Here is a 24,860-nt window from a genome sequence, read left to right on the forward strand (position 1 = left end):
CATTTAACTAAATCAGCCCTGTCCTGTGAATAATTGTATTGTAGTAATCCCAACCTACAACGAGATTGAAAATGTTGAAGCGATCATTCGCAAAGTATTCAGCCTGGCACACCCTTTCGATTTGCTGATCATCGACGATGGTTCGCCCGACGGAACTGCCAATGTTGTTAAAACACTCATGAATGAATATCCCGGCCTTCATATTGCAGAAAGGAAAGGCAAGCTGGGATTGGGTACCGCTTACATCCACGGTTTTAAATGGGCGCTGGAAAGGGGTTACGAATACATTTTCGAGATGGACGCTGATTTTTCCCACCCCCCCGAAGACCTGCTCAAATTATACAAAGCGTGCGCGATCGACGGGCACGATGTGGCGATCGGATCGAGGTATATTACGGGTGTAAATGTAGTTAACTGGCCGATTAACAGGGTATTAATGTCTTATTTCGCAGGAACTTACGTGAGAACCATAACCGGCATGAAAATTATGGACCCGACTGCCGGCTTCATTTGCTACACTGCCAAAGTACTCCGCGCGATCAACCTGGATAATATCCGTTTTATCGGCTACGCATTCCAGATCGAAATGAAGTTCAATTCCTGGAAATATGGCTTCGACATCACGGAAGTGCCGATCATTTTCACAGATCGCACGAAAGGCGCTTCTAAAATGTCGAGAGGTATTTTTAAAGAAGCTGTTTTGGGTGTGATCAACCTTAAAATTGGCAGCTATTTCAAGCGTTATACTGTCAAGCATTAAGTTCTGAAATAGCGAGCCAGCTCATCAGGCCGGTCGAAATTTCCAATGCGCTTTCGTCGATATCAAAAGTCGGGGTATGTACTCCGGAAATGATTCCGCGCTCCTCATTTCTGGTTCCTAGCCTGTAAAAGCAGGAATTTACCACCTGTGAATAGAATGCGAAATCTTCTCCCGCCATCCAAAGGTCGAGGTCGATCACATTTTCTGCGCCTACATAGCCGGTAGCGGCTGTGCGCACCCGGCGGGTCAGTTCGGGATGATTTTTTAGAAAAGGATATCCTTTCACAATCTCAAAATCACAACTTCCGCCCATTGCTTCGGCAATATTCTCTGCCATTTTCTTCATTCTCCGCAATCCATCCTCGCGCCATTCTTCATCCATACAACGCCACGTTCCCTGAATGGTCACTTCGTTTGGAATTACATTGGTAACACCGTCTGCAATGAATCTGCCGAATGAAAGAACCGCAGGATTAGCAGGGTTTCTATTGCGGCTGATAATCTGCTGCAATGCTACTATAATATGCGATGCCATTAAAACCGGGTCAATCAGCTGGTGAGGTGCAGCGGCATGCCCGCCTTTTCCTTTTACGGTCAAATAAAGTTCGTCGGTGCTCGCCATATACATACCTTCCCGGAAACCGATTTTACCTACGGGAATATTAGGTGCAACGTGCTGGCCAACCATACTCGCTGGTCTTGGATTTTCCAGTACGCCTTCCTTGATCATTAAAGAAGCCCCGCCCGGCGCTTTTTCCTCGGCCGGCTGGAATATCAGTTTGACAGTACCTTCAAAATCGTCTTTAATCCGGTGCAATATCCGCGCAGTCCCGAGCAGCGACGAAGTATGTACATCGTGCCCGCATGCGTGCATTACCCCGGGAACAGTGGATTTGTAGGGCACGTCATTTGCTTCCAGAATAGGCAATGCATCCATATCAGCGCGCAAGCCCACTACTTTTTTACCCGGATTCTTGCCCTCAATAATCGCCACAACGCCCGTACCGGCAATACCTTCTTCGGGCTGCAAACCAATGGCAGTCAGTTCAGCAGCGACATATTTGGCTGTTTTAAATTCTTCAAAAGACAATTCGGGATTGCTGTGAAGGTGGCGGCGATGCGCGATAATAGCTGCTGACTGGTCCTTTGCAAGCGCCTTGATTTTTTCCTGAAGCTGAGACATAGGGAAGCTGATTCTTACTTTAATGGGCAATTAACGATAACAAACCTGCCAAAGTTAAGTATAAATAGGTTGCTGTGAAGGGTCGTCGTCACAACTGTATTTGCCGGTCCTTTTGGTAAGAAGGCGCCTAACATTGAATGTTGTATGAAGAAAAAAGGTAATTTTGACCAGACATGAATTAATCAGCAAAGCACAAAATGAATCATAAGGAGTTTTTAGAATCGTTGGTTTGTCCGCTCACAGGCACTCCGTTGACACTATCGGAAGATCAGAAAACATTGACGAGCGAAGATGGTACTGTGTATGAAGTAGGCGATACAGGAATTGTTAATATGTTGTATCCCAAAGAATTACTTCCAGAAGATGCCCGCGAGCAATACCTCTACGATCAGGCATTTCTTCGTTACGACAAAGGTGTTTCCTGGGTTTTTGAAACGCTAAACCACTCTGACGAAGCTGCTACCAGAAAATTCTTTATTGATCTGATGGAATTGAAACCTGGTATGAAAGCGCTGGAAGTCGGCGCCGGAACAGGTAAAGATTCAGCTTTGATCCTGGATAAAGTTCGTCCGGGAGGAACCGCTGTTTTGTCGGATCTTTCTCCGAATATGTTGAAACTGGCTCAGGAAAAGCTTAATACGGATGATGTTAATGCGCATTACTTCCTTGGAAACGGCTCTTACCTGCCTTTTGCAGACGATACCTTTGACGCTGTTTTTCACTTTGGAGGAATCAATACTTTCTCGGAGCGCAAAAGGGCTTTTGACGAGCTGACCCGCGTGGTTCGTCCTGGTGGGAAAGTGGTTGTGGGAGATGAAAGTGTAGCGCCGTGGCTTCGGAATACGCCTACTTATGCAACGTTATTGAAAGCAAACCCGCTTTTCAGAGCTGAGGTACCTTTGGAGGATCTGCCTGCGAATATTGAGAATTTCAAACTGCACTACATCTTTGGTAACGCATTTTACGTAATGGAATATAAGGTTACGTCTACTGCACCTGAAATTGACATTGACCTGCCGATACCAGGCAAAGATTTTGTCGATAACTGGCGTCTGCGTGCTGAAAAAGCGGTTGACTAACTCTTGCATTTCGGTCTCGATTTTACATTCATCAATCAGAATAAGACGATTTCATGTGGGTTAAAAAAGGAGTTATATATAAACCTGACGGGAGCATGCCGCACAGCCTCTCCCACGCGCAGGTTCCTTACGCATACAAGCATAAAGATTTTCTACGCATCTATTTCTCGACCCGTGACGCGAGTACTCAATCCCGGCCGACCTTCATAGATGTTGACTACGACGATCCAAAAAAGATCCTTTACATTCACGACAAGCCCGTTTTAGAACTTGGCGGCCCCGGCGAATACGATGAAACCGGCGCAATGCCAGCGTGGTTTGTAGACCGGCCAAATGGAGATATCTGGCTGTATTACACCGGCTGGAACCGTACGCACAATTCCTACCGGCTTTCGATGGGATTAGCGGAAAGCCTTGATGGAGGTTTGACGTTTAAGAAAAAATTCGTCGGACCAATTATGGACCGCAGCATTCAAAACCCGCTTTGGGCTGCGCAGCCTTCGGTATTGATCGACGAAGATGGTACCTGGCGGATGTGGTACATTTCAGGTCACAAATGCGAATGGATCCACGACTATCCTGAACCTTACTATCGTGCACAATCGGCCACTTCGAAGGATGGTATTCACTGGGAGATCAGTGATATTCCTACGCTTGATTTTGACGATTTTCTGCACGCAGTAGGCCGGCCAAGCGTTTTTAAGGAAGATGGACTTTACAAAATGTACTATTCCTACCGCCACTCACGTGACTACCGCACCGATCGTAACCAGAGCTATAGACTCGGTTACGCGGAATCTGTAGACGGAACTAACTGGGAGCGGAAAGATCATTTGGTAGGAATTGCAAAATCCGACAACCCGGAAGATTTCGACTATGAAATGATCGATTATGCAAATTTTTATCAGCATAATGGGAAGCGGTATTTGTTATATAACGGAAATGGCTTTGGTGCGGCAGGTTTTGCTTACGCAGTTTGGGAAGATTAATTACTTCAACATCACACGATCAACACAATGAGTACACTTCAGGAACAGTTTAATAATGATGGATATGTCCTTTTGAGAAATTTTCTCGACAAAGACATTATCAATACCATATATACAGACGCCCGCAAAATTTTCGCGGCTCAGATCAAACGCGTAACCGGCAAATCGGTGGATATCGACGACCGCGATGCATTTGAGAATGCAATGTTCGAGTTTTTCGAGAAAGATTTCAATGCATTTGTAAACACTGGAAAAACGGTGCAGCACACATTTTCGCTGCATAGGCTTGGTGTAGACCCTATTATTGAAAATGTGCTGAAACAAGTCGGACTCTCCAACCCTATTATCGGGGCGCGGGCAGCAATGCAGTTCAATAGCCGGTTTTTGTCCAAAGACGGCAGCAAGCACTGGAAACTCGACGCGCATCAGGATTGGCGCACTGGCCAGGGTTCTCTCGATAGTACTGTGATCTGGTTCCCAATGGTTGATGCTGGCGCGGATATTGGCGCATTACAGGTAATTCCGGGCAGCCACAAAACGGGTTTAAGAGAATCTTCGACTTCGGGTTACCAGGGCGGAATTACTGCTGAGCTTAAAGACGAAGATTTCGTGCAGACCGAGTTCCAAGTTGGCGACATTCTCGTTTTCTCTGCATTTCTGATACACCAGTCCGGAAACAATATCACTAACAATATCCGCTGGTCTGTTCAGCTGCGCTACAATAACCTCGACGAGCCAACATTTATCGAGCGCGGATACCCGATGGCATATATTTACAAACCGGAAACCGAGCTGGTAACGCCCGATTTCCCAAGTGTGGAGCAGTTGAAGGTGGTTTTTAGTTAAATATGGACATAAGATATTTTCAAGACACAGATACACTCTTACTGGTTTTTAATCAGAATGAGGTAGTTGCTACGGATGATTTGAATGAGAATATGCTTGTTGACCGGGATATAAATGGAAATCCAGTTTCCCTAACAATTGAACATGCCACTACGCTGACGAATGTAAATGGTCTGTCATTTCAGCAAATCAGTGGCGACACTGTGAAAGAATTGGTTACCATTTAAAAATACATGAAAGTTTCAGTTTGCGTTCCTGCATACAATCACGCAAAGTACATTGCGCAGATGCTTGATGGCGCTTTGATGCAGCAGACTAATTTTGAGTTTGAAATTGTGATTGGCGACGATGCTTCTACGGATCGTACGCAGGACATTATAAGAGAATATGATAGGAAAAGGCCCGGAATCATCCGGGCTTTTCTGCATTCTGAGAACCAGGGACCAAGCGAGCCGCGTGAATTTGCAGGGAGAAACAATGTACTTCAACTGATCAAAGCGTGCAAAGGGGAATTTGTGGCGATGTGTGAAGGCGATGATTTCTGGACTGACCCTTTAAAGCTTCAAAAACAGGTCGATTATCTTGAGCAAAATCCGGAAATCAGCATTTGTCACCATAATATGCGGGTGATTTACGAAGACGGATCTCCCGAACATCTTTTTAATAACCCCGATCAGAAAGCGATTTCTACAATTGAGGATATTCTGGAAGACAAGTGGTTTTTTGCGACTGCGAGTTGGATGTACCGAAATTACTTTTTGAATAATGACTTTGCAGAGTGGCATTCAAGAGCTGCTGCGGGCGACTGGGCAATTATGATCCAGCTGGCAGCTCAGGGAAAAATCGGGTATTTGGCTGATGTAATGGGCGTTTACCGAAAGCATAGTGCAGGATTGAGTAACATCCACTCGCAGACAAATTTGAAGTTCCTGAAAAACAGAAAGGAAATGTTTGAAAACGTAGATAAATGGCTGGCATACAAATATCATAACACAGCTCAGGCCACCATCTCACGGTATGAACAAGAGCTTTCACGGCTCGAAAAAATTGGCGGTTCGAATTAATAATCTTTAATTTGTACTGTTTTTACTATTTCACATTTATGAAGCTAAGCGTCGTAATACCAGCATATAACGAAGAAGAATCGATAACGCACACTCTTACTTCCTTACACAGCACATTAAATAAATACAATATCCCCCACGAGATCTGCGTCACAAACGATAATTCCAAAGACGGCACATTGCGGGTATTGGATGAGCTTTCTCTTCAAATTCCAACGCTTGTATATTACACCAACCCCGGCCCGAATGGTTTCGGGTATGCGGTAAGGTACGGTCTGGAACGATTCAAAGGTGATTGTGTGGCCGTGTTTATGGCAGATATGTCCGATGATCCGGAAGATCTGGTGAAGTACTATTTTAAAATGCTGGAAGGTGATTACGACTGTGTATTCGGGTCGCGGTGGGAAAAAGGCGGGAAGGTTATTGATTATCCTGCGCTCAAAAAGGTGATCAACCGGGTGGCGAATTTTATCGTGCGGATTGTAATGGGGATTAAATACAATGATACTACCAACGCATTCAAGCTTTATAAAAGAGAAACGATCGAAGGTATCAAGCCTTTTTTAGCTCCTCATTTTAATTTAACCATTGAGCTTCCACTCAAAGCAATGGTGCGCGGCTTCAATTACGCAGTGGTTCCCAATAGCTGGACAAACCGTAAATACGGAGAATCAAAGCTGAAAATCAAGGAAATGGGCAGCAGGTACTTTTTTATTTTAATGTACTGCCTGATTGAAAAATACTTCTCGCAGGGTGATTTTATGAAGAAGACTATCGCACCAAAGAAAGAAGTCAGCCGCTGAGGAACAGCCGCTGAGGGTCAGCATCTTACTATTTGATCCAGTCCTGTATAAAATGGACTTTATGGGCGATGTACGAAATGCCCAGGCCCCAGATCACCGCGCTCAGCGTCATCCAAAGGAATATCGAATGCTTCGGTACACGAAAAGCGACTGCCAATATCGGTCCGAAAATGGGTGTGAATAGCGGCGGAGTCAGAAATGCAATGCCGATGATGCCGAAACGCTTCCAGATATTGACCGCAATGCGATTGATCCTGGTGAATTTTTTAGGTTCAGATTTTCTGCGTTTCTGAATCAATGCACGAATCCCACTTCCTATATACGTAAGGATCAGGACTGTGAACATCATTCCGATTGCGGAGCAAACGGCGGTTTCAAGCCAGGTCAATTTCAATATCACGCCTGTAATCGGTCCTCCGAAAAATTTGAGCGTACTGGCAAGTGCCACCGATAAGTATTTGAGAAAGGTGGTTTCCATTTATACTTTAACCTGGATCATTTCAGAAGCAAAACGACGGGTCGCTTCATTTGTTTGAACGTAATCCGTATATGAAGGATTTTCGACGTAGGCTATCTTAGCCAGGCTCTCGACAATTACGTCTGAAATATCCAGAAATCCTATCTTATCGTGCAGGAATGCGTCAACGGCAATTTCATTGGCTGCATTGACAATACAAGCCGCATTACCTCCTTTTTCCAAAACTTCATAAGCGATCGCCAGGTTCCTGAACGTTTCCAGATCGGGCTTTTCAAATGTAAGTGAAGGATAATCCTTGAAGTTGAATCTCGGAAAGTCGGATTTTAGACGCAATGGATAGTTTAATGCATATTGGATCGGTAGCTTCATGTCCGGCAGGCCCATTTGTGCTTTCAGACTTCCATCCTCGAATTGTACTAGCGAGTGAATAATACTTTGTGGATGCACAATAACCTCTATCTGAGAGGATTTCAAATCAAATAACCATTTTGCCTCGATCACTTCCAAACCCTTGTTCATGAGAGTGGCCGAGTCAATTGTGATTTTGGCGCCCATACTCCAGTTAGGGTGTTTCAGCGCCTGCGCCTTGGTTACGGAAGCTAGGAAAGCTTTGTCTCTCCCACGAAACGGTCCGCCGGAAGCTGTCAGGACAATTTTTTCAATCGGATTATTTTGTTCACCCGTAAGACATTGAAAAATGGCAGCGTGCTCGGAATCAACGGGATATATATTTACCTGGTATTGCTTCGCCAGAGCGGTGATCAGCTCGCCGGCTACGACCAGAGTTTCCTTGTTTGCTAATGCAATTGTCTTTCCAGCTTTGATCGCATGAATCGTAGGTAATAGCCCGGCGTAACCTACCATCGCAGTCAAAACGATATCCACTTCATCCGACTCTACCACCGAAACCAGCGCCTCTGCGCCTTTATAAACCTTAACAGGAAAACCAGCAAGTGCAGATTTTACCTGGTCAAACTTATTTTCACTACAAATCACTACCTCAGCAGGAAGGAATTTCACTGCCTGCTCTATTAGTAAGTCAGCGTTTTCACCCGCAGTTAACACAGAAACTGAAAATACTTCTGGATTCGCTGCTATTACCTCAAGTGCCTGTGTACCGATTGAACCGGTCGACCCTAAAATGGCTATTCTTTTCTTCATTGTCTTTTCATTTAAGGTCGCTTACACATTTTTAAGCTTCACCAATTCGTCCGCGATTTTCCTGTCATTGGAAAGCCGCGGCACTTTATTCTGTCCGCCCAATTTTCCACTGGCTCTCATAAAATTGATGAATGCGTTTTTCGGCAGTGATACCAGTTCCAGTTTTCTTAAAATACTTCCTTGAATGAGGTCTTTGTAATAAATATTCAATTCTGTCAGCCTGCGGTCAACATCTTCAACGAACTGATTCATATCCCGCGGTGCAGTAGCAAACTCGACCAACCATTCATGATAAGGAAGTCCGCCTCCGGCAGGATTTACCATCGGAGCTACTGTAAACTCAACTACTTCAACTTCCGGGTGACGCTCCATGCCGTACCGCAATGCTTTCTCGATCTCCTCCCCGATCACGTGCTCACCAAATGCAGAGATAAAATGCTTAATCCTGCCTGTAACCAGAATTTTATATGGATTTGTTGAAACAAAACGGACCGTATCTCCGAGCGAATAGCCCCAGAGTCCCGCATTGTTGTTTACAATCATCGCATAGTTTTTTCCCACCTCAACCTCTCCTATGGAATATCTGGGCGGATTTTCTTCAAAAAACTGATCGGCTGGAATGAATTCGTAGAATATGCCGGTATTGAGCAAAAGCAACAAACCCTCGTCATATTGCGAATCCTGGTAGGCGAAGAAACCTTCCGAAGCCGGGTATAACTCGATGGAATCAATTCGCTTTCCTATTGATTCAAAAAGCTTTGCGCGGTAAGGTTCGAAATTTACACCTCCATATATAAATAGGGAAAAGTCAGGAAACACATCCTTGATCTTCTTTCCTGTCCGCTCTATGATCCTGTCAAAATACATTTGAACCCATGGTGGAATGCCCGAAATAAGGGACATGGGCTGGTCGATCGTTTCTTCGATCACCTTATCCAGCTTCGTTTCCCAGTCTTCAATGCAGTTGGTTTCGTAACTCGGCAGCTGGTTGGCGCGCAGGTACGCCGGCACGTGGTGGTTGGAAATACCTGACAGGCGGCCTGTCAGTACCCCGCCAGTCTCTGTCAGTACCGGACTTCCGGAGAGAAATATCAGTTTATTGTCTAAAAAGGCAGATTTGCCGGTCTGATCAATATACGTCAAAATGGCATTACGTGCCGAGTTAATGTGGTTGGAGATCGAATCCTTTGAAATCGGAATGTACTTCGTCCCGGAGGTAGTACCTGACGTTTTGGCAAAATATAAAGGCTTCCCTGGCCAGAGTATATTGTCAGCCCCTTCTTTGATCTTGCCTATATATCCTTTCAGATCCTCGTAATCCGCAACCGGCACCGCTTCTTTGAAATCCGAGTAAGAATGAATATCCCCAAAAAAGTGGTCTTTACCGAACTCTGTCGCTGCCGCTTTTGCGACCAGCTCCTGTCTCCATTTTTCCTGAATTGCAATGCTTTCAGAGATCCATTGCTGCTGCTGCTGAACGATATATCGCGCCAGCGGCCGACTTAAAATTGCTTTGATTCCCATAGTAAAAACAAAGGTAAGCAGGATTTGTAATTTCTGTAAAAGGAGCCGAAAATGGCGTTTTTTTACCCACTTTGAGGCATATCCCTAAATTTTTTAAATGCCTTTGTTTGTGGACAATAATCTGTAATTTTGCCATCCTGAAATCAAAGTGAGCGCAAATTTTAACAAATTATATGGGATTGTTTGATTTTTTGACTAGCGATATTGCGATTGATTTGGGTACTGCCAATACTTTGATCATTCATAAAGATACAGTAGTTGTTGACGAGCCCTCAATCATTGCCATGGATAAAACCACGGGCAAAGTTTTGGCGATAGGCCACACGGCCATGCAAATGCATGAGAAGACGAATGAGAATATAAAAACGATCCGTCCACTCAAAGACGGGGTTATTGCAGACTTTACCGCAGCCGAAATGATGATCCGTGGTATGATCAAAATGATCGACACGGGCAGCCGCTTTTTTACACCCTCCCACAGAATGGTAGTTTGCATTCCTTCCGGTATTACCGAGGTTGAAAAACGGGCTGTAAAAGACTCCTGCGAGCATGCAGGCGCAAAAGAAGTGTATATGGTGCACGAGCCGATCGCAGCTGCAATAGGTATCGGTATTGATATTACTCAGCCAAATGGGGTAATGATCGTGGATATTGGTGGTGGTACTACTGAAATCGCTGTTATTGCATTGTCAGGTATTGTTTGCGAGCAGTCTGTCCGCATTGCGGGTGACGTTTTTACAAGGGATATCGTCGATTATATGCGTCGCGAGCACAACCTGCTGATCGGTGAGCGTTCTGCTGAGCTGATTAAAATGGCAATTGGCTCTGCGTCACCTGAGTTGGAAGTTCCTCTCGAAGATTATCAGATCCGCGGACGTGACTTGATGACCGGTATTCCGAAGGAAATCCGCGTGACGTATAGTGAGATAGCGTACTCTCTGGACAAGTCAATATCCAAAATTGAAGAAGGTGTAATGAAAGCACTGGAAATCTCTCCTCCTGAGCTTTCAGCGGATATTTTCAAAAATGGTATATACCTGACCGGCGGCGGCGCACTTATTCACGGACTTGACAAACGCATTGCTCAGAAAACGAAGCTTCCCGTCCATATTGCTGACGATCCATTAAAGGCTGTTGTAAAAGGTACTGGGGAAGTCCTCAAAAACCTGGAACTCTACAAGCCTGTATTGATTTCATAAGGATCGGATCGCGCATAGCGTGCACATTTAGCCCATGCTCCAACTCGTTGATTTCGTCATACGGAATCGTTTCTTTTTGGTTTTCGTACTGCTGGAAGTGCTCAGTGTGTGGCTTATTGTGCGCAGCAATACGTATTGGGGCGCCACTTATTTTAATACTTCCAATTACTACGTCGCTAAAACGCTTGCATTCTCCAACTCTGCCAGAGAATATACCAAGCTGGACGAAATGAATGCGGACCTGGCAAATGAGAATGCCAGGCTGCACGCATTGGTTACGACATTGAGCCAAAGAAAGCCCGTCGATTCTCCGGCAGGATACGTACCCGACTCTGCATTTGCTGCGAGGTTTACTTACACTGTCGCGAAGGTTGTGGATAACGAGACTAACAAGCAGAACAATGTACTGACGATCGACAAAGGTACCGCTCACGGAATTAGGCCAGGTATGGGGGTTATTTCGGCCACCGGCGTCGTGGGTAAGGTTCGGTTCTGCTCGGAGCAATATTCGGTTATTACCTCAATTTTGCATTCGCAGTTCATGGTATCGAGTAAGCTGGTGCGCAGTAAGGAAATAGGATATGCCAAATGGGCAGGAAAAGATCCTAACCTGATTGACATGATCGACGTTTCTAAGTACACCAAGATATTCAAGGGCGACTCTGCGGTAACCTCGGATCAGAACTCTGTCTTTCCTCCGGGTATTATGGTAGGCAGGGTCGAAACCGTAGCTGTGCATCCGAATCAGACGTTTTATAACATTGTATTGCGCCTTTCTACCGACTTCCGGAACCTCTCTTACGTTTATGTGGTACAAAATCAACAACTTGGGGAGCAGGAAAATTTGAAAACACGTACGATTGAAGTCCGATGAGTTTAAGAGAAACAATACAATATTCGCTGATGGTTCTGCTGTATCTATTCCTGCAGATCTTCTTTATGCGCAATATGGTCTTGTTCAATTATGCCTTCTGCTTTATCTATATTGCGGGCGTATTGCTGATGCCGCCTGACATTGACAGGATGTATCTGTTGCTCATAGCCTTTGCAATAGGTTTCACTGTGGATGTTTTCTCGAATACTTTTGGAATGCACGCTGCCGCCACCGTACTGATCGCTTACCTCCGCCCTTTCCTGATCCACTTCCAGATGAAGTCCAAGGGAGCAGAGCGCGCTGAGGTCGGAATACGGACGCAGGGCTTAGGCGCCTTTATTGCCTATATTTTCCCGCTGATCCTGATTCATCATTCGGTTCTGTTTTTTATGGAGATCAATCATTTTGGAATGATCCTTTATACGCTGATCCGCATTGGTGCCAGCACCTTACTTACTACTCTCCTCGTCATATTACTGGAACTTTTTTCCAAACGTTAATATGACATTTTGACGCAAGTCGATTTTTGGCTCGAAATTTGATGTACCTACATTAATTAACGATGACTTAGATCGCATTGGGAACCGGTCAGATTTCCTCTCTATTGTAATTTTATCGTGAAGGGGTGGCTGTTATATAGCTTCAACGAGCCACTTGTCAAAATTAATTTGCACCGTTTGGAGCTGTTATTAATCTTTGTAAATTCAGCATTCCTATGTCAGTTGCCATGTCAGAAACGCTCACGACTAATGAATACACGGATGATCTTCGTTATGAAGTATTTAACCGCGAGTTCATGCCTCATATAGACTCCATGTACAACTTCGCCTTCCGCCTTACCATGGATGAAGACGATGCAAATGACCTGGTTCAAGACACATATTTAAAAGCTTTTCGTTTTATTTCTTCTTTTGAACAGGGTACTAATGCCAAAGCCTGGTTATTTAGAATCTTGAAAAACAGCTTTATTAACGACTATCGTAAAAAAAGCAAAGAGCCTTCGAAAGTAGATTACCAGGAGGTAGAGACGACTTACAATTCAGAAGAAGCGTCGGACACTACCTATACCGTGGATCTTCGTGCTGATGCGGTTCAGGAATTGATCGGAGATGAGGTAGCAAATGCATTGAATGCACTGCCAGTAGACTTTCGGACTGTGATTATCCTGTGTGATATTGAAGGATTTACGTACGAAGAAATGGCGAAGATCCTGGACATTCCGATCGGTACTGTAAGGTCCAGACTGCACCGTGCGCGTAATCTTTTGAAAGAAAAATTGAAGAGTTATGCCAGCACAATGGGATACGATTCATAGGTTGTGAAACTTTTTTTACAACCTATTCGGTTATAAGGTACAACTGAAACTTATTCCATTATTCCTTATTTCATTTTAGGTAATGAATGCATCCCCTACGACGCCTTCTGTGACAGAAGCTGCGCAAGACAAAGTAATGAAGCACACGTGTGATCATCACGCTCAGTGTATGAAGGTAATCCAGGCTATTCTGGATGATGAGGCGACGGACGCTGAGAAGGAACATTTTCGTGTCAATATGGATAAATGCATTCCCTGCATCGAATCTTACCGCCTGGAAAAATGCATCAAAGATTCACTCAATCAGAAAATTGCAAAAAAGCCCTGCCCCGAAAGTATCCTCAATACGATCCTGTCTAAAATCAACAGTTAATCTGTTCGTGTGAAAGGAAAGCTCATCATATTCTCTGCTCCTTCCGGTTCTGGAAAAACCACCATTGTCAGACACCTTTTAAGTACATTTAATAATCAGCTCGCATTCTCTGTGTCGGCTTGCACGCGTACAAAGCGGGACCACGAGATTGACGGTAAAGATTATTATTTTCTAACGCTCGCAGATTTCAGGCAGAAAATCGCCGACCAGGAATTTGCAGAGTGGGAAGAGGTTTATGCCGGAAATTATTATGGTACCCTAAAATCCGAGATCCAGCGGCTTTGGGACGAAGGTAGGCACGTCGTTTTCGATGTTGACGTCAAAGGTGGATTGAAGCTAAAAGAAGCTTACGGAGACAGCGCCCTGGGCGTGTTTGTAAAAGTAACTTCCGAAGCTGAGATCAAGCGCCGCCTTTCGAGACGGGGAACTGAAACCGAGGAGACGCTGGCTACCAGGTTAGCGAAAGTCCGCTACGAACAAAGTTTCGAGCACGAGTTTGACGTGGTACTGATTAATGATGAGTTGAATAATGCATTGGAAAGTGCAGAGATCCTGGTGAAGGATTTTCTGGAACTTTAAATTCCCCCCGCGATGAAAATCGGACTTTTTTTTGGGTCTTTCAATCCCATCCATATTGGACACCTGATTATCGCTAATACCATGCACGCGACGACGGATCTGGAACAGATCTGGTTTATTGTCAGTCCGCAAAATCCCTTCAAGAAGAACAGCAGCCTATTGCACGAGTTTGACCGTTTTGACCTTGTACAGCGTGCTATCTCGGACAATCCGGCATTTAAGGCGAGCGACATGGAATTTCACATGCCCAAGCCAAGCTACACGATCGATACGCTGATCAGGATCCAGGAAAAATTCCCTCAACACCAATTCAAGCTGATTATGGGCGAGGACAATCTGGCTCAATTTCCTAACTGGAAAAATTACGAACAGATCCTGGAATATACAGGTCTGTACGTATACAACCGGCCCAATTCAAAAAAGCACATTTTTGGAAATCACCTGGCAGTAAAGTTCATCGAAGCGCCTCTGCTGGATATTTCGGCGACATTTATCCGAACTTCCCTGAAAAACGGAGTTTCGATCAAATACCTGGTTCCCGAATCTGTGGAGCAGCTGATCAAAATCAAGAAATTTTATCTCTGATCTAAAGTGGTCTTGTTTGATAAGTGATCTCTGAAAGTAATCCCACTGCATTGAATTTAAGAATCACTTTTTCAGCCTCCGATTTGGCCTTCATATCTTCACACTGAGGCCCTTTTTGTAAAAAATAGACGTAAAACTTCTGGTTTCGTTCTCCCAGCTGGTGAATATCAGGGCGGCCAAGCAACTTGCCTATATCATCCGCAAACTTTCCTTTCAATTCTTTTTCAATAGACTTAAAATCAGCTTTTTGGGTCGAACGTGCGTTATTGCAGCCTCCCCGGTCAGCACGCCATTTTTTGAGATCCAAATTTCCTAATTTGTCCGGTGCCGAAGAACACGCTGTCAGAAAACCTATTAATATCCATGTATAAATCTTGGCCGGAAATCTCATTTTAAACACTCCTTCGTTAAGTTTAAATCTATCCGCGAAGCTACTTATACTTCTCCTGACATGAAATTCATTTTGCTGTTTTTGATCCAGTTTTCATTTGTTCTGTCCGCAAATGCCCAACTGTCACAACCAATCGACGGAACCGACTGTGCGCGGCAGTTTTTTAATGCATTGCAGGAAAAGGATATAAATGCATTGGAAGGCATTCTCACTGCCGACTTTACGGTTGTAAGCTTCAATGGACAAACGATCAACCGGCAGCAACTTATTCAAACAGTGAACGATGGACTCCTCGTTGTAGAATCCGGCATGATATCGGGCATTAGTACAAGAAATTATCGCGATGTAGCGATTGTAACAGGATTGTGGAGTATCAGGGCGCGGTTCAGAAATAACAGCTTTCAGGGCGATCTTTCATTTATGGCGGTATGCACCCGAAGCGGGGCAAAATGGCAGGTATCGGCAGTCCAACTCACGCCGGTCCAATAAGTCCGTATAAACGAAAAAAAGGAGCCTATTGAGCTCCTTTTTAATTGATATTCATGTAATTTCTAAACGTTCATCAGCGATTCACGACGGCGCATTTTGCCAGCCGGAATACCAAACATCATTTTGAAACGACGGCAGAAATAGGCGGTGTCCTTATAGCCTACATCTGAACCGATCGCGCGAATACTTTTCTTCGAAGTACGCAGCAAATCAACCGCTTTTTCCATACGCTGGTATTCAATATAATCCTGTGGGTTGATCCCGGTCAGCATTTTAAAATATTGACCTACATAATCCTCAGAAACATTCGCGACGTTGGCAAGTACTTTGTTCGAAAGATCTCCGCCCAGATTGTCTTTAATATAAGCGAAAATGTCAATCAGACGTGGATCCTTGAAATACGTACTGTTCGTAACCAGCTGCTCAACAAACAATTTGTTTTTCAGAATGTAACGAATAATCTCAATAACCACCTCTTCCGTTTTGATCTTGATAATGCGTCCCTTTCCAGGAGTATCGAGCATATCTTCTGTCAATATCTGGTTGATAGTCGCTGCAATCTGATCGTCTCTTTTGATCAAAAACGGAGGTACATCCAGGGAAGTGAAGAAGTTGACCGTATCAAAAACCTTTGCTTCGAAAGATATCAGTCCAAATGAGTTGGGTAGTTTTCCAATTAATGCAGGATCGTGACCAGCGTCGATATAGTTATCACGGTTGGTCATAAACTCCTCGTTCGAAACCGTTTTCGCAGTCTGCGTATTTCCGTAAGTCACAGTCGCATGTTTTCCGCCTGGAATAAAAAGCATATCGCCTTCCTCCACACGCTGCGATTCCTCTGACCCGAAAGAAACTTCACCGTCGTACAAAATCGTAAGCGAATTCTGGACGTCGTAGAAATTTTTAATCGTAATAGGTTGCAAAATCCGTATATGACGGGCTTTCACGAATTTCACCCCTAAAGATTCAATAATCTTATTATAATCTTCCATACGTGATATGTTTAAGGGTCCTTTTGACCGTAACTTTCAATTTTTGTACAAATCTAATAAATTGTACAAAACTAATACAAGTATAGATTGACAAAAATTCAAAAAAAATGATATTTTGATATCATTTAAATCCAAGATTCAGAATAAAATGGATTAGATCTTCTGAAATCAACTATTTAAGTAGCTCCCTGGCTATTACGAGTTTTTGTATTTCAGAGGTACCCTCATAAATCTGCGTAATTTTCGCGTCGCGCATGTGCCGCTCCACGTGATATTCTTTTACGTATCCATAGCCGCCGTGTACCTGCACAGCCTCGGTAGTGACCCACATTGCAACATCGGATGCAAATAATTTAGCCATCGCCGCAGCTTGTACGTAATCTTTTCCCTCGTCTTTCATACGGGCTGATTTATAGACAAGTAACCGCGCCGCCTCTATTTTTGTCGCCATTTCCGACAGCTTAAACTGAATTGCCTGATGATCGCTGATCGGCTTACCGAAAGTTTTCCGCTCTTTGGAATATTTCAAGGAAAGCTCAAATGCGCCGGCAGCGATTCCCAGCGCCTGGGCGGCAATACCGATCCTGCCACCATTCAGCACATTCATCGCAAACTTGAACCCGAATCCGTCGTCCCCTATTCTGTTCTCCTTCGGAACCTTCACATCAGAGAACATCAAAGTATGTGTATCCGAAGCACGAATGCCCATTTTGTCTTCTTTTTTACCAACCTCAAAACCTTCCACACCCTTCTCCACCAGAAACGCATTGATCCCTTTGTGCCTTTTCTCAGGGTCTGTCTGGGCGATTATGACGCAAACGTCCGAAGTATTTCCATTTGTTATCCAGTTCTTGGTCCCGTTCAGCAGATAATAACCGCCCCGATCGACAGCCGTGGTGTGCTGGGAAGTGGCGTCAGAACCAGCTTCTGGCTCCGATAAGCAGAATGCGCCGATCATTTCGCCGGTGGCAAGCCGGCTCAGATATTTTTGTTTGATCGCTTCCGTTCCATATTTTTCAATTCCCCAGCATACCAGCGAATTATTTACCGACATAATTACACCGGCCGACGCATCGATCTTTGAAATCTCCTCCATCGCAAGTACGTAGGAGAGCGTATCCATTCCGCTGCCATTATAATCCGGCGAAACCATCATTCCCAAAAACCCGAGTTCCCCCATCTTTTTGAGTAGCTCAGGATCAAATTTCTGGGCGTTATCCCGCTCAATCACTTCCGGCAACAATTCGTTTTGTGCAAAATAGCGGGCAGCATCCCGAACAGCCAGGTGCTCTTCGCTCAGGTTAAAATCCATTCCATTTAATTGTCCGCTAAATGCCATACCGTACGGTGGTTACAAAATATGATCTTTATCAAAAATAGATTTTTGCCTGACGGTATGCAAGCATACCTTTTTTCCTTTATATTAAAACTTTACTATTAGCTACTCATTATCAGGAAACTTGTTTTAAGTTTGCGCCTTGATTTCGACAGATTTTAGATGCCTGTTCTTACCGTTTTTTACATTAAGCTCCTCATTAATCTGGGGTTGACACTGGGAATCATCTGGACAATTACCCGGTCCGATCTTTTTTCACGCTGGCAGTCAGGCAATGATAAGCTGGTCTTTGGCCTTAGTTTTCTCCTCTTTCGCTTTGTGCCATGGATCGGCATTTTCCTGATAGTAAACGAAGAGCCCAGGGGCGATATTCCTTTCTTTTTCTATAAAGCAGTTGCGGCAAAAGCAGGCGGTTTCGTGTACCGCGACTTCTGGTCTTACCACGCTCCATTGTATGCATATATCATAAGTATTCCCGTTTGGCTATGGCACAATGCGCGCGCGATCGTACTTTTTATGGTTTTGATGGAAGCTGGCATTCTGTGGCTTACTTATCAAACGTATAAAAGCCGCTCTCCCCGTGCATTGCAGCTGGCTATCATCTATTTCTTACTGCCTGCGGGTTTTATGTACATTCTTGTGGATGGTCAGGAAGAAGTTTGGTTCTGGGGCGCGGCGCTGCTGATGTGGCGGTATACCTTAAAACAAACCGTGAATTACGAGATCGGCCTGGGAATACTCTATGCGATCGCTTTGCTGACTATTAAAGTAACATTTATACTATTGCTTCCTGCGGTTTTGGTTTTAGTTAAAAAACCTTTAAAAATGCTGATCGTCATGGCGGCGATCGGTCTGCCGGCTGTCGGCTTTCTATACTGGCAGATCGGCGATCTGTTTCTCATGCCGATCAGGCACACCGAGCAATTAATGACGCCCAATCTGTTCTCTGTCGGCCGACCGTTCATCGAGTTGTTTGTTAAGATCGATGCCAAAAATTCGGGACTGCTCAACTGGTTTGGACTATTATTCACCGTATTTGTGCCTGTTTTCATGGCTTTCAAATCGCGCCACAAACACATTAATCAGGTATTACCGAGCATATTTATCGCTTGCTTTGTATGTATGATGATATTTCAGGCCAGCGCAATGGGCGCCTATGTGATCGCATATCTAATGGCGGTGATTTTCGAAATCATTGATATCCGCAAAACAGTCCACGTTGTTGTACTGCTGGCACTGAACTGGCTCACTGTTGTTCAGCCTTTCGTTTGGGTTTATATCAAACAGCCCGCATATACGTCACTCGGCATGTTCGGCGACATTTCATTCTTGTTTGAATACATCCTGGAAATACTGAATGTGCTTTGCTTCCTCTGGATACTCCGGGAAACTTACCGCAAGATCGCACCTTCCGAAAACCTCGCATTGGCATGAATATCGTTCTGGCCAAATTAGGCATCAGTCTGCTTTGCCTTCTTGTAATTGTTTTCCTGCTATTTTTCAAAAACAGGCTGATTACCTGGCTCGATAGAAAATCGGTTGAAAAAACGCTTCTGGTAAGCTGGACAATACTCAGGCTGCTCCCCTTCCTCGCAATCTATATTGTCGCCGGCATGGAAACCACTTCCGACGTGAACGGATTTTGGGATGAAGGTAGCAAAGCTTCGCTGGGTCAGGTAGTTTACAGAGATTTCTGGTCGCCTTATTCTCCGTTATATCCCTATTTTTTAGGTATCTGGCTAAAATTCTGGTTCAATGCCAAGATGATCGTCCTGACAATGGCGGCGATGGATGGGGTTGCATTGCTGCTCAGCTATCACTTTTTCAGGGCCTTCCAGTCAAAAGGCAAGCTCCTGTTCTTATCGATTATATATTTATTGCTGCCCGGCTCGCTGGTACTCTGCATTGTGGGCGCGCAGGAAGATGTATGGATGTGGCTTTTTGTAATACTTGCCTACCTCGTCCGCGAGCGCACTTTAAGGGTTGAATGGTATGCAGTGATCCTTGCGATCGGGCTATTAATGACCAAGGCGATATTTGTATTAATACTCGTGCCGCTTTTTTTACTGGAAAAAGAAAAAATGCGGTTCCTGATTCCTATGGTATTAATAGGAATTGCCTCACTCGCTATATTATACCCGCTGGTAGGCTGGGAATTCACGCAGCCACTCGACGAAGCACAAACGTTGCGCGCACCTAATATACCCTCGATCATTAATCCTTTGTTTCACAATGCGATTGGTGTGGGAGAGAAGTTCTGGAACTGGATCGGGCTGGTATTGTCTGTGGGCCTCGCTACGCTGGCGGCCTGGCGAATGCGCCACTCCGACTTCCGCATTATGCTTTCGCGCGTTTGGATCATTTTGTACGCGACGATGATGATCGTTCAGCAAAGTGCTTACAGTAACTATATCTTTCTGTTTCTGTTACCATTGGTCTTCTACACGATCGATTGGAAGAACAAAGTGCAGTTAACCCTCTTCTTCGCATATAATGTGCTTTGTGTAGTCCACCCTTCTTTCTGGTGGCGGCTGGGAATGCCCTGCTACATGACACCTTCCGATACCTCCGCTTCCTCGGACTTGCTGCTGGATTATTCCATGCAGGTGTCGATTGTAGCGCTCACCGGCTATTTTATCTGGCTGGCTTTCCCGAAGTCAAAAGAAGTTTAACTTTCTTTAACGCGCCACTAACCAAGCCCGTTTTTACATTTGGAGAACCATATATCTTCAAATGCAACCCGTTGACCAGCATACACTTTACGAACTTCAAATACTTGCGGAGCGGAAAGGCGCATTCAGTGCTTTGCAGTTTTTTGACAAAACCCTCACCCAGGGTGGCAGTGATTACCTGAAAACCCTGCTATCGAAACCCAGGTCCACACTCGCCGAAGTCCAGGCATTCCAGCAACTCATAAAGACCATTTTAAAGACACCTGCCACCTGCCTGATCGATATTCCCCGATCCTATATTATGGCGGCAGAGGGATATTCTTCGCTGAGTGTGGCGCATTCCATGTCGCAGGATGCGGTAATGCACTGGCTGGACACATTGGTATATTATATCAAAAGTCCGGAGGAATTTTATCGCATTCAGAGTGGCTTAATGGCGACGCTGAGAATGCTCCGGGCAATGCAGCTGATGTTGATAAATATGCAGGATCTTGAAATACCACAGGATATTCAGGATGATATTCAATTCATCAGCAATTTTCTCTCTACTCCTACGATTCGTTCCTTTTTGAAGCAGAATGAAAATGATATTGCCAAAACGAAAGTATTCAGTATTGACTACTATTTCAGGGTTTCAAATGCAAAAGCACTTCGCAGGCTGCTGGACATATTCTATCGTTTTGACGCGTACCGCTCGATTGCGAAAACCACCGAACTACATGCACTGACTTTTCCAGATTTCGATAACGCTACCCAGGAATTTGCCGCGACGGGGATCAAACATCCTTTGATACCAAATGGTGTCGCAAATGATATTCATATTGATCTGAACAAAAGTGTCTGCATTATTACCGGTGCCAATACAAGCGGAAAAACCACATTTCTCAAAGCCTGCGGGCTGGCAATATACCTGGCGCACCTGGGCTTACCTGTTCCCGCAACTAGCATAACTTTGCCATTTTTTGACAGATTATTTACGTCAATTCACCTGGCTGACGATCTTACTTCGGGATACAGTCACTTTTATAATGAAATGATGCGGGTAAAAAGTATTGCTGAGGCTTTGCAGCAGGGAGACAGGTGTTTTGTACTGGTAGATGAAATTTTTCGGGGTACTAACCAGGAAGATGCATTTCACTGCTCTAAAATGGTGCTGGACGGTTTTTGTAAATATCCCGGGTCATATTTTATGATTTCAACCCACTTGCTTGAACTGGCAGAAGGCTACATGCATGCAGAATTTGCCGTCAACAAGTGCTTTAAAACGACTGTCCTGGGTGATCAATTTAAAAATTCATTCAAAATAGCAGATGGAATTGCCTATGAAAAGGTGGGCAGCCTGATTATGAATGCAGTTGGTATTACCTCCATTTTCGAAAAAGCAAAAAGGCTCCCGCAAATGTGAGAGCCTTTCAATATCTTGATTCTTTCTACTATTCAATTGTATCAAAACCGCAGTAAGGAACAAGTACAGCCGGTATTTTGACTGTCCCGTCGGCCTGCTGGTTGTTTTCCAGCAATGCCGCCAAAATACGCGGTAATGCAAGTGCGGAGCCGTTTAAAGTATGCAAAAGCTGCGTCTTCTTATCGGCACCTTTATAGCGAAGTTTAAGTCTGTTTGCCTGATAAGTTTCGAAATTCGATACCGAGCTGCATTCCAGCCAGCGCTCCTGCCCGGCCGACCATACTTCAAAATCATAGGTTAATGCGGAAGTAAAGCCCATATCACCGCCGCAAAGGCGTAATATCCGATAGGGAAGTTCCAGTTTACCAAGCAGGCTTTTTACGTGCTCCACCATTTCATCCAAAGCTTTGTAAGACTCCTCAGGTTTATTGATCTGAACAATCTCTACTTTGTCAAACTGGTGCAACCGGTTCAGGCCGCGTACGTGTGCGCCCCAGCTGCCCGCTTCCCGCCGGAAACACGGAGTATAAGCTACATTTTTGACCGGCAATTCTGTTTCAGCAACAATCACATCACGGTATAAATTGGTAACCGGTACCTCTGCCGTCGGGATCATATAAAGATCGTCCTGCGCGTCGTGATACATTTGACCTTCCTTATCCGGCAACTGTCCCGTAGCAAACCCAGAATCTGCATTCACGACAATAGGAGGCTGTACTTCGGTGTATCCTGCCTTACCCGCCTCATCCAGGAAAAAGGAAATCATCGCGCGTTGTAATCTTGCAGCTTTTCCTTTGTAAACCGGGAAACCAGCGCCAGTAATCTTGTTACCCAGTTCAAAATCGATGATCGGTGCCTGATTTTTACCTAGCTTTTTAATCAATTCCCAATGCGGAAGTGCTCCCTGGTGAAGAGCCGGCTTGGCGCCCTCTTCCAGAATATTCACATTATCCTCGGCAGTTCTTCCCTCAGGAACGCTACTGTGCGGCAGGTTAGGTAACTTAACCAGCTCGTCCAATAATTCAGCCTCGATGGTCTTGTGCGTTTCGTCCAACGCTTTTGACCGTTCTTTCAAGGAAGCTGTCACTGCTTTCGCCTCCTCGGCTTCGCTTTGCTTTCCAGCCTTCATCAAGCCGCCGATCTCTTTGGCTTTGTTGTTTGAAGCAGCCAGAACATCGTCAAGCTCCTGCTGCACTTCCCGCCTTCTTTTGTCAAGATCGATAATGCGGTCAACAGCTTGTTCTGCGTCTTTGAAATGCTTTTTGGTCAATCCAGCGATTGTAAAATCCCTGTTTTCGCGAATAAAATTGGTTTGTAACATCTTTATGTTGCTGTCCGCTTTTGGCAAACAACTTTAATGATTTAAAACTAATAGATCAGGGAGCAGTAAAAATGTCTTTCATCGCATCCTCGTAATAAAACAGGCGCTCGTTCAGCACATTTAGCGCCTCAGCCTTGTATTTAGAGTGAATAAGCAACGAAAGGTTGTGCTCGGAAGCGCCGTACGAAATCATTCGTATTGGAATATGTTTCAAAGCATCGAGCACTTTTAGCGCAATTCCCTCTTTATCCGCACTGAAATTTCCGACAATGCAAATGATATTTTGATCGAGATCGTGTTCTTCCAGATCTGCAAATTCCTTTAAATCTGCGCTGATCTTTTCAAGGTGCTCCGAGTTATCGATAGTGACAGATACAGAAACCTCGGAAGTTGTGATCATATCAACCGGAGTTTTGTATTTCTCAAATACCTCAAACACCCTGCGAAGAAATCCGTAAGCATTCAGCATACGGGTTGAATGAATGTAAATCGCTGTGATATTGTCCTTTGCAGCAATCGCCTTGATCTCCCTGTCAGAAGTCTGGTTTGCAATCAGGGTTCCTGGTGCCTCCGGCTGCATTGTGTTTTTCAGACGAACGGGCACACTCCTTAGCTTCGCCGGCGTAATCGTGCTCGGATGCAGAATTTTCGCGCCAAAATAGGCAAGCTCAGCGGCCTCTTCAAATGTAAGCTCACGAATAGGGAATGTGCGTTTTACGATCCGCGGATCATTATTATGCATTCCGTCAATATCTGTCCAGATCTGAATTTCGTCAGCCCGGATCGCACCGCCGATCAGTGACGCGGTATAATCAGAACCTCCTCTTTTCAAATTATCCACTTCTTCACGCGGGTTCCGGCAAATGAATCCTTGTGTAATGATAGTCTGTTTGTCGGAATACTGGCTCAGGATAGTAACCAGCTTTTCTTCGATAGTCGCCAGTTCGGGTTCTCCGTCTGCGTCTATACGCATGAAATCGAGTGCTGATAACAAAACCGAGCTATCCCCTTTTTCATCCAGGTAAGCCTGAAACATTTTCGTGCTCAATATCTCGCCTTCCGCGACCAGTTCTTTGTCCTGCTTGGTGGTGAAAGGTTTGATCCCAACCAGCGATTTAATATATCCGAATTCAGTATCGACGATCTCCTGCCCTTTTTGCAATCCTTCCGGCGTGGCATAAAGCTCCTTGATGAAAAGGCTGTAATGCGTTTTCAGATCGTCGAGCAAAACCGCAGCTTTTGCGTCGTCGAATGCTTTTACAGCCTCACCAATTGCAATTAATGCATTGGTAGAACCCGACAACGCCGATAAAACAACTATTTTACGATTGGGATCGCTGTTGAGAAGTTCTCTGATCGAATGCATACGTTCAGGCTTTCCAACCGAAGTGCCGCCAAATTTCCAGACTTGCATATTAATGAATTGTGAATGATTGAATGAC

The 24,860-nt window shown here is 44.7% G+C and carries 27 protein-coding genes; 18 read left to right on the top strand and 9 right to left on the bottom strand.

All coding sequences use genetic code 11. From position 1 onward, the window contains the following. The first annotated feature begins 25 nt into the window (after nucleotides 1–25). Nucleotides 26–760 carry a polyprenol monophosphomannose synthase gene (locus tag LZG94_RS21715; RefSeq protein ID WP_233793836.1) on the top strand — a complete coding sequence of 245 codons (735 nt, stop codon included), beginning with the start codon at nucleotides 26–28 and terminating at the stop codon, nucleotides 758–760. Here LZG94_RS21715 and LZG94_RS21720 read toward each other — a convergent pair. Beyond that, nucleotides 750–1,943: a M20 family metallopeptidase gene (locus LZG94_RS21720; protein ID WP_233793837.1), complete on the bottom strand. Its 1,194-nt coding sequence runs from the start codon at nucleotides 1,941–1,943 to the stop codon at nucleotides 750–752. The genes LZG94_RS21715 and LZG94_RS21720 overlap by 11 nt on opposite strands. 197 nt (nucleotides 1,944–2,140) lie before the next feature. Between LZG94_RS21720 and LZG94_RS21725 the strand changes: the two genes are divergently transcribed. The 6 genes from LZG94_RS21725 to LZG94_RS21750 are packed head-to-tail and all read left to right on the top strand — an operon-like array spanning nucleotide 2,141 to nucleotide 6,724. Further along, nucleotides 2,141–3,022, top strand: coding sequence for a class I SAM-dependent methyltransferase (locus tag LZG94_RS21725; RefSeq protein WP_215235173.1), 882 nt, complete (start codon nucleotides 2,141–2,143; stop codon nucleotides 3,020–3,022). A gap of 53 nt (nucleotides 3,023–3,075) precedes the next feature. Then, the gene (locus LZG94_RS21730) at nucleotides 3,076–4,011 is read left to right on the top strand and encodes a hypothetical protein (RefSeq protein ID WP_215235225.1); all 936 of its coding nucleotides are present in this window, start codon (nucleotides 3,076–3,078) and stop codon (nucleotides 4,009–4,011) included. 27 nt (nucleotides 4,012–4,038) lie between these two features. Next, entirely contained in the window at nucleotides 4,039–4,857 is an 819-nt protein-coding gene (locus LZG94_RS21735; RefSeq protein WP_233793838.1) for a phytanoyl-CoA dioxygenase family protein, read from the top strand. Nucleotides 4,858–4,859: 2 nt separating this feature from the next. Further along, nucleotides 4,860–5,084: a DUF2283 domain-containing protein gene (locus tag LZG94_RS21740; RefSeq protein ID WP_215235175.1), complete on the top strand. Its 225-nt coding sequence runs from the start codon at nucleotides 4,860–4,862 to the stop codon at nucleotides 5,082–5,084. A gap of 6 nt (nucleotides 5,085–5,090) precedes the next feature. Continuing rightward, nucleotides 5,091–5,921, top strand: a complete 831-nt coding sequence (locus LZG94_RS21745; protein WP_233793839.1) for a glycosyltransferase — start codon at nucleotides 5,091–5,093, stop codon at nucleotides 5,919–5,921. A gap of 38 nt (nucleotides 5,922–5,959) precedes the next feature. Then, nucleotides 5,960–6,724, top strand: coding sequence for a glycosyltransferase family 2 protein (locus LZG94_RS21750; RefSeq protein WP_215235177.1), 765 nt, complete (start codon nucleotides 5,960–5,962; stop codon nucleotides 6,722–6,724). 28 nt (nucleotides 6,725–6,752) lie between these two features. On the opposite strand, the gene LZG94_RS21755 is transcribed toward LZG94_RS21750, so the two are convergent. The 3 genes from LZG94_RS21755 to LZG94_RS21765 are packed head-to-tail and all read right to left on the bottom strand — an operon-like array spanning nucleotide 6,753 to nucleotide 9,887. Next, nucleotides 6,753–7,202, bottom strand: a complete 450-nt coding sequence (locus LZG94_RS21755; protein ID WP_233793840.1) for a hypothetical protein — start codon at nucleotides 7,200–7,202, stop codon at nucleotides 6,753–6,755. Continuing rightward, nucleotides 7,203–8,363, bottom strand: coding sequence for a 1-deoxy-D-xylulose-5-phosphate reductoisomerase (locus LZG94_RS21760; protein WP_233793841.1), 1,161 nt, complete (start codon nucleotides 8,361–8,363; stop codon nucleotides 7,203–7,205). 21 nt (nucleotides 8,364–8,384) lie between these two features. After that, entirely contained in the window at nucleotides 8,385–9,887 is a 1,503-nt protein-coding gene (locus tag LZG94_RS21765) for a GH3 auxin-responsive promoter family protein (RefSeq protein ID WP_233793842.1), read from the bottom strand. Nucleotides 9,888–10,060: 173 nt separating this feature from the next. Here LZG94_RS21765 and LZG94_RS21770 point away from each other — a divergent pair, with 173 nt between their 5' ends. From LZG94_RS21770 to nadD, 7 genes are all read left to right on the top strand, one after another. Then, nucleotides 10,061–11,086 carry a rod shape-determining protein gene (locus LZG94_RS21770; protein WP_215235181.1) on the top strand — a complete coding sequence of 342 codons (1,026 nt, stop codon included), beginning with the start codon at nucleotides 10,061–10,063 and terminating at the stop codon, nucleotides 11,084–11,086. A gap of 34 nt (nucleotides 11,087–11,120) precedes the next feature. After that, a complete protein-coding gene (gene mreC / locus LZG94_RS21775) occupies nucleotides 11,121–11,960 on the top strand; it encodes a rod shape-determining protein MreC (protein ID WP_233793843.1) in 840 nt (279 codons plus the stop codon). Further along, nucleotides 11,957–12,460 (top strand): hypothetical protein, encoded by a 504-nt coding sequence (locus LZG94_RS21780; RefSeq protein ID WP_233793844.1) that lies wholly within the window; start codon nucleotides 11,957–11,959, stop codon nucleotides 12,458–12,460. The genes mreC and LZG94_RS21780 overlap by 4 nt, the downstream gene beginning before the upstream one ends. Before the next feature lie 215 nt (nucleotides 12,461–12,675). Next, the gene (locus LZG94_RS21785) at nucleotides 12,676–13,275 is read left to right on the top strand and encodes a sigma-70 family RNA polymerase sigma factor (RefSeq protein ID WP_215235184.1); all 600 of its coding nucleotides are present in this window, start codon (nucleotides 12,676–12,678) and stop codon (nucleotides 13,273–13,275) included. Between the two features lie 82 nt (nucleotides 13,276–13,357). Beyond that, nucleotides 13,358–13,648: a phosphohydrolase gene (locus LZG94_RS21790; RefSeq protein WP_229254751.1), complete on the top strand. Its 291-nt coding sequence runs from the start codon at nucleotides 13,358–13,360 to the stop codon at nucleotides 13,646–13,648. A 9-nt stretch (nucleotides 13,649–13,657) separates the two neighbouring features. Next, nucleotides 13,658–14,227 carry a guanylate kinase gene (gmk, locus tag LZG94_RS21795; protein ID WP_233793845.1) on the top strand — a complete coding sequence of 190 codons (570 nt, stop codon included), beginning with the start codon at nucleotides 13,658–13,660 and terminating at the stop codon, nucleotides 14,225–14,227. Between the two features lie 12 nt (nucleotides 14,228–14,239). Next, nucleotides 14,240–14,812: a nicotinate (nicotinamide) nucleotide adenylyltransferase gene (gene nadD, locus LZG94_RS21800; RefSeq protein WP_233793846.1), complete on the top strand. Its 573-nt coding sequence runs from the start codon at nucleotides 14,240–14,242 to the stop codon at nucleotides 14,810–14,812. A 1-nt stretch (nucleotide 14,813) separates the two neighbouring features. On the opposite strand, the gene LZG94_RS21805 is transcribed toward nadD, so the two are convergent. After that, on the bottom strand, nucleotides 14,814–15,203 hold the full coding sequence (locus tag LZG94_RS21805; RefSeq protein ID WP_233793864.1) for a hypothetical protein: 390 nt from the start codon (nucleotides 15,201–15,203) through the stop codon (nucleotides 14,814–14,816). Nucleotides 15,204–15,263: 60 nt separating this feature from the next. Between LZG94_RS21805 and LZG94_RS21810 the strand changes: the two genes are divergently transcribed. Next, on the top strand, nucleotides 15,264–15,692 hold the full coding sequence (locus LZG94_RS21810; protein WP_233793847.1) for a nuclear transport factor 2 family protein: 429 nt from the start codon (nucleotides 15,264–15,266) through the stop codon (nucleotides 15,690–15,692). Between the two features lie 62 nt (nucleotides 15,693–15,754). Here LZG94_RS21810 and LZG94_RS21815 read toward each other — a convergent pair whose 3' ends face one another. Together LZG94_RS21815 and LZG94_RS21820 are read right to left on the bottom strand one after the other, a co-directional pair. After that, on the bottom strand, nucleotides 15,755–16,684 hold the full coding sequence (locus LZG94_RS21815; RefSeq protein WP_215235188.1) for an AraC family transcriptional regulator: 930 nt from the start codon (nucleotides 16,682–16,684) through the stop codon (nucleotides 15,755–15,757). A 172-nt stretch (nucleotides 16,685–16,856) separates the two neighbouring features. Beyond that, nucleotides 16,857–17,996, bottom strand: coding sequence for an acyl-CoA dehydrogenase (locus LZG94_RS21820; protein ID WP_233793865.1), 1,140 nt, complete (start codon nucleotides 17,994–17,996; stop codon nucleotides 16,857–16,859). Between the two features lie 186 nt (nucleotides 17,997–18,182). Between LZG94_RS21820 and LZG94_RS21825 the strand changes: the two genes are divergently transcribed. The 3 genes from LZG94_RS21825 to LZG94_RS21835 all read left to right on the top strand — a co-directional run bounded on the left by LZG94_RS21825 (nucleotide 18,183) and on the right by LZG94_RS21835 (nucleotide 22,097). After that, nucleotides 18,183–19,454: a hypothetical protein gene (locus LZG94_RS21825; RefSeq protein ID WP_233793848.1), complete on the top strand. Its 1,272-nt coding sequence runs from the start codon at nucleotides 18,183–18,185 to the stop codon at nucleotides 19,452–19,454. Continuing rightward, a complete protein-coding gene (locus tag LZG94_RS21830; protein WP_233793849.1) occupies nucleotides 19,451–20,692 on the top strand; it encodes a hypothetical protein in 1,242 nt (413 codons plus the stop codon). Before LZG94_RS21825 ends, LZG94_RS21830 begins: the two co-directional genes overlap by 4 nt. A gap of 61 nt (nucleotides 20,693–20,753) precedes the next feature. Beyond that, nucleotides 20,754–22,097, top strand: a complete 1,344-nt coding sequence (locus LZG94_RS21835; protein WP_233793850.1) for a MutS-related protein — start codon at nucleotides 20,754–20,756, stop codon at nucleotides 22,095–22,097. 28 nt (nucleotides 22,098–22,125) lie between these two features. Here LZG94_RS21835 and serS read toward each other — a convergent pair whose 3' ends face one another. Next, nucleotides 22,126–23,418, bottom strand: coding sequence for a serine--tRNA ligase (gene serS / locus LZG94_RS21840; RefSeq protein ID WP_233793851.1), 1,293 nt, complete (start codon nucleotides 23,416–23,418; stop codon nucleotides 22,126–22,128). Between the two features lie 55 nt (nucleotides 23,419–23,473). After that, nucleotides 23,474–24,832, bottom strand: a complete 1,359-nt coding sequence (locus LZG94_RS21845; RefSeq protein ID WP_215235193.1) for an aspartate kinase — start codon at nucleotides 24,830–24,832, stop codon at nucleotides 23,474–23,476. Between the last annotated feature and the right edge of the window lie 28 nt (nucleotides 24,833–24,860).

Source organism: Dyadobacter sp. CY343 (genome assembly GCF_021390335.1).
Lineage (GTDB): Bacteria > Bacteroidota > Bacteroidia > Cytophagales > Spirosomataceae > Dyadobacter.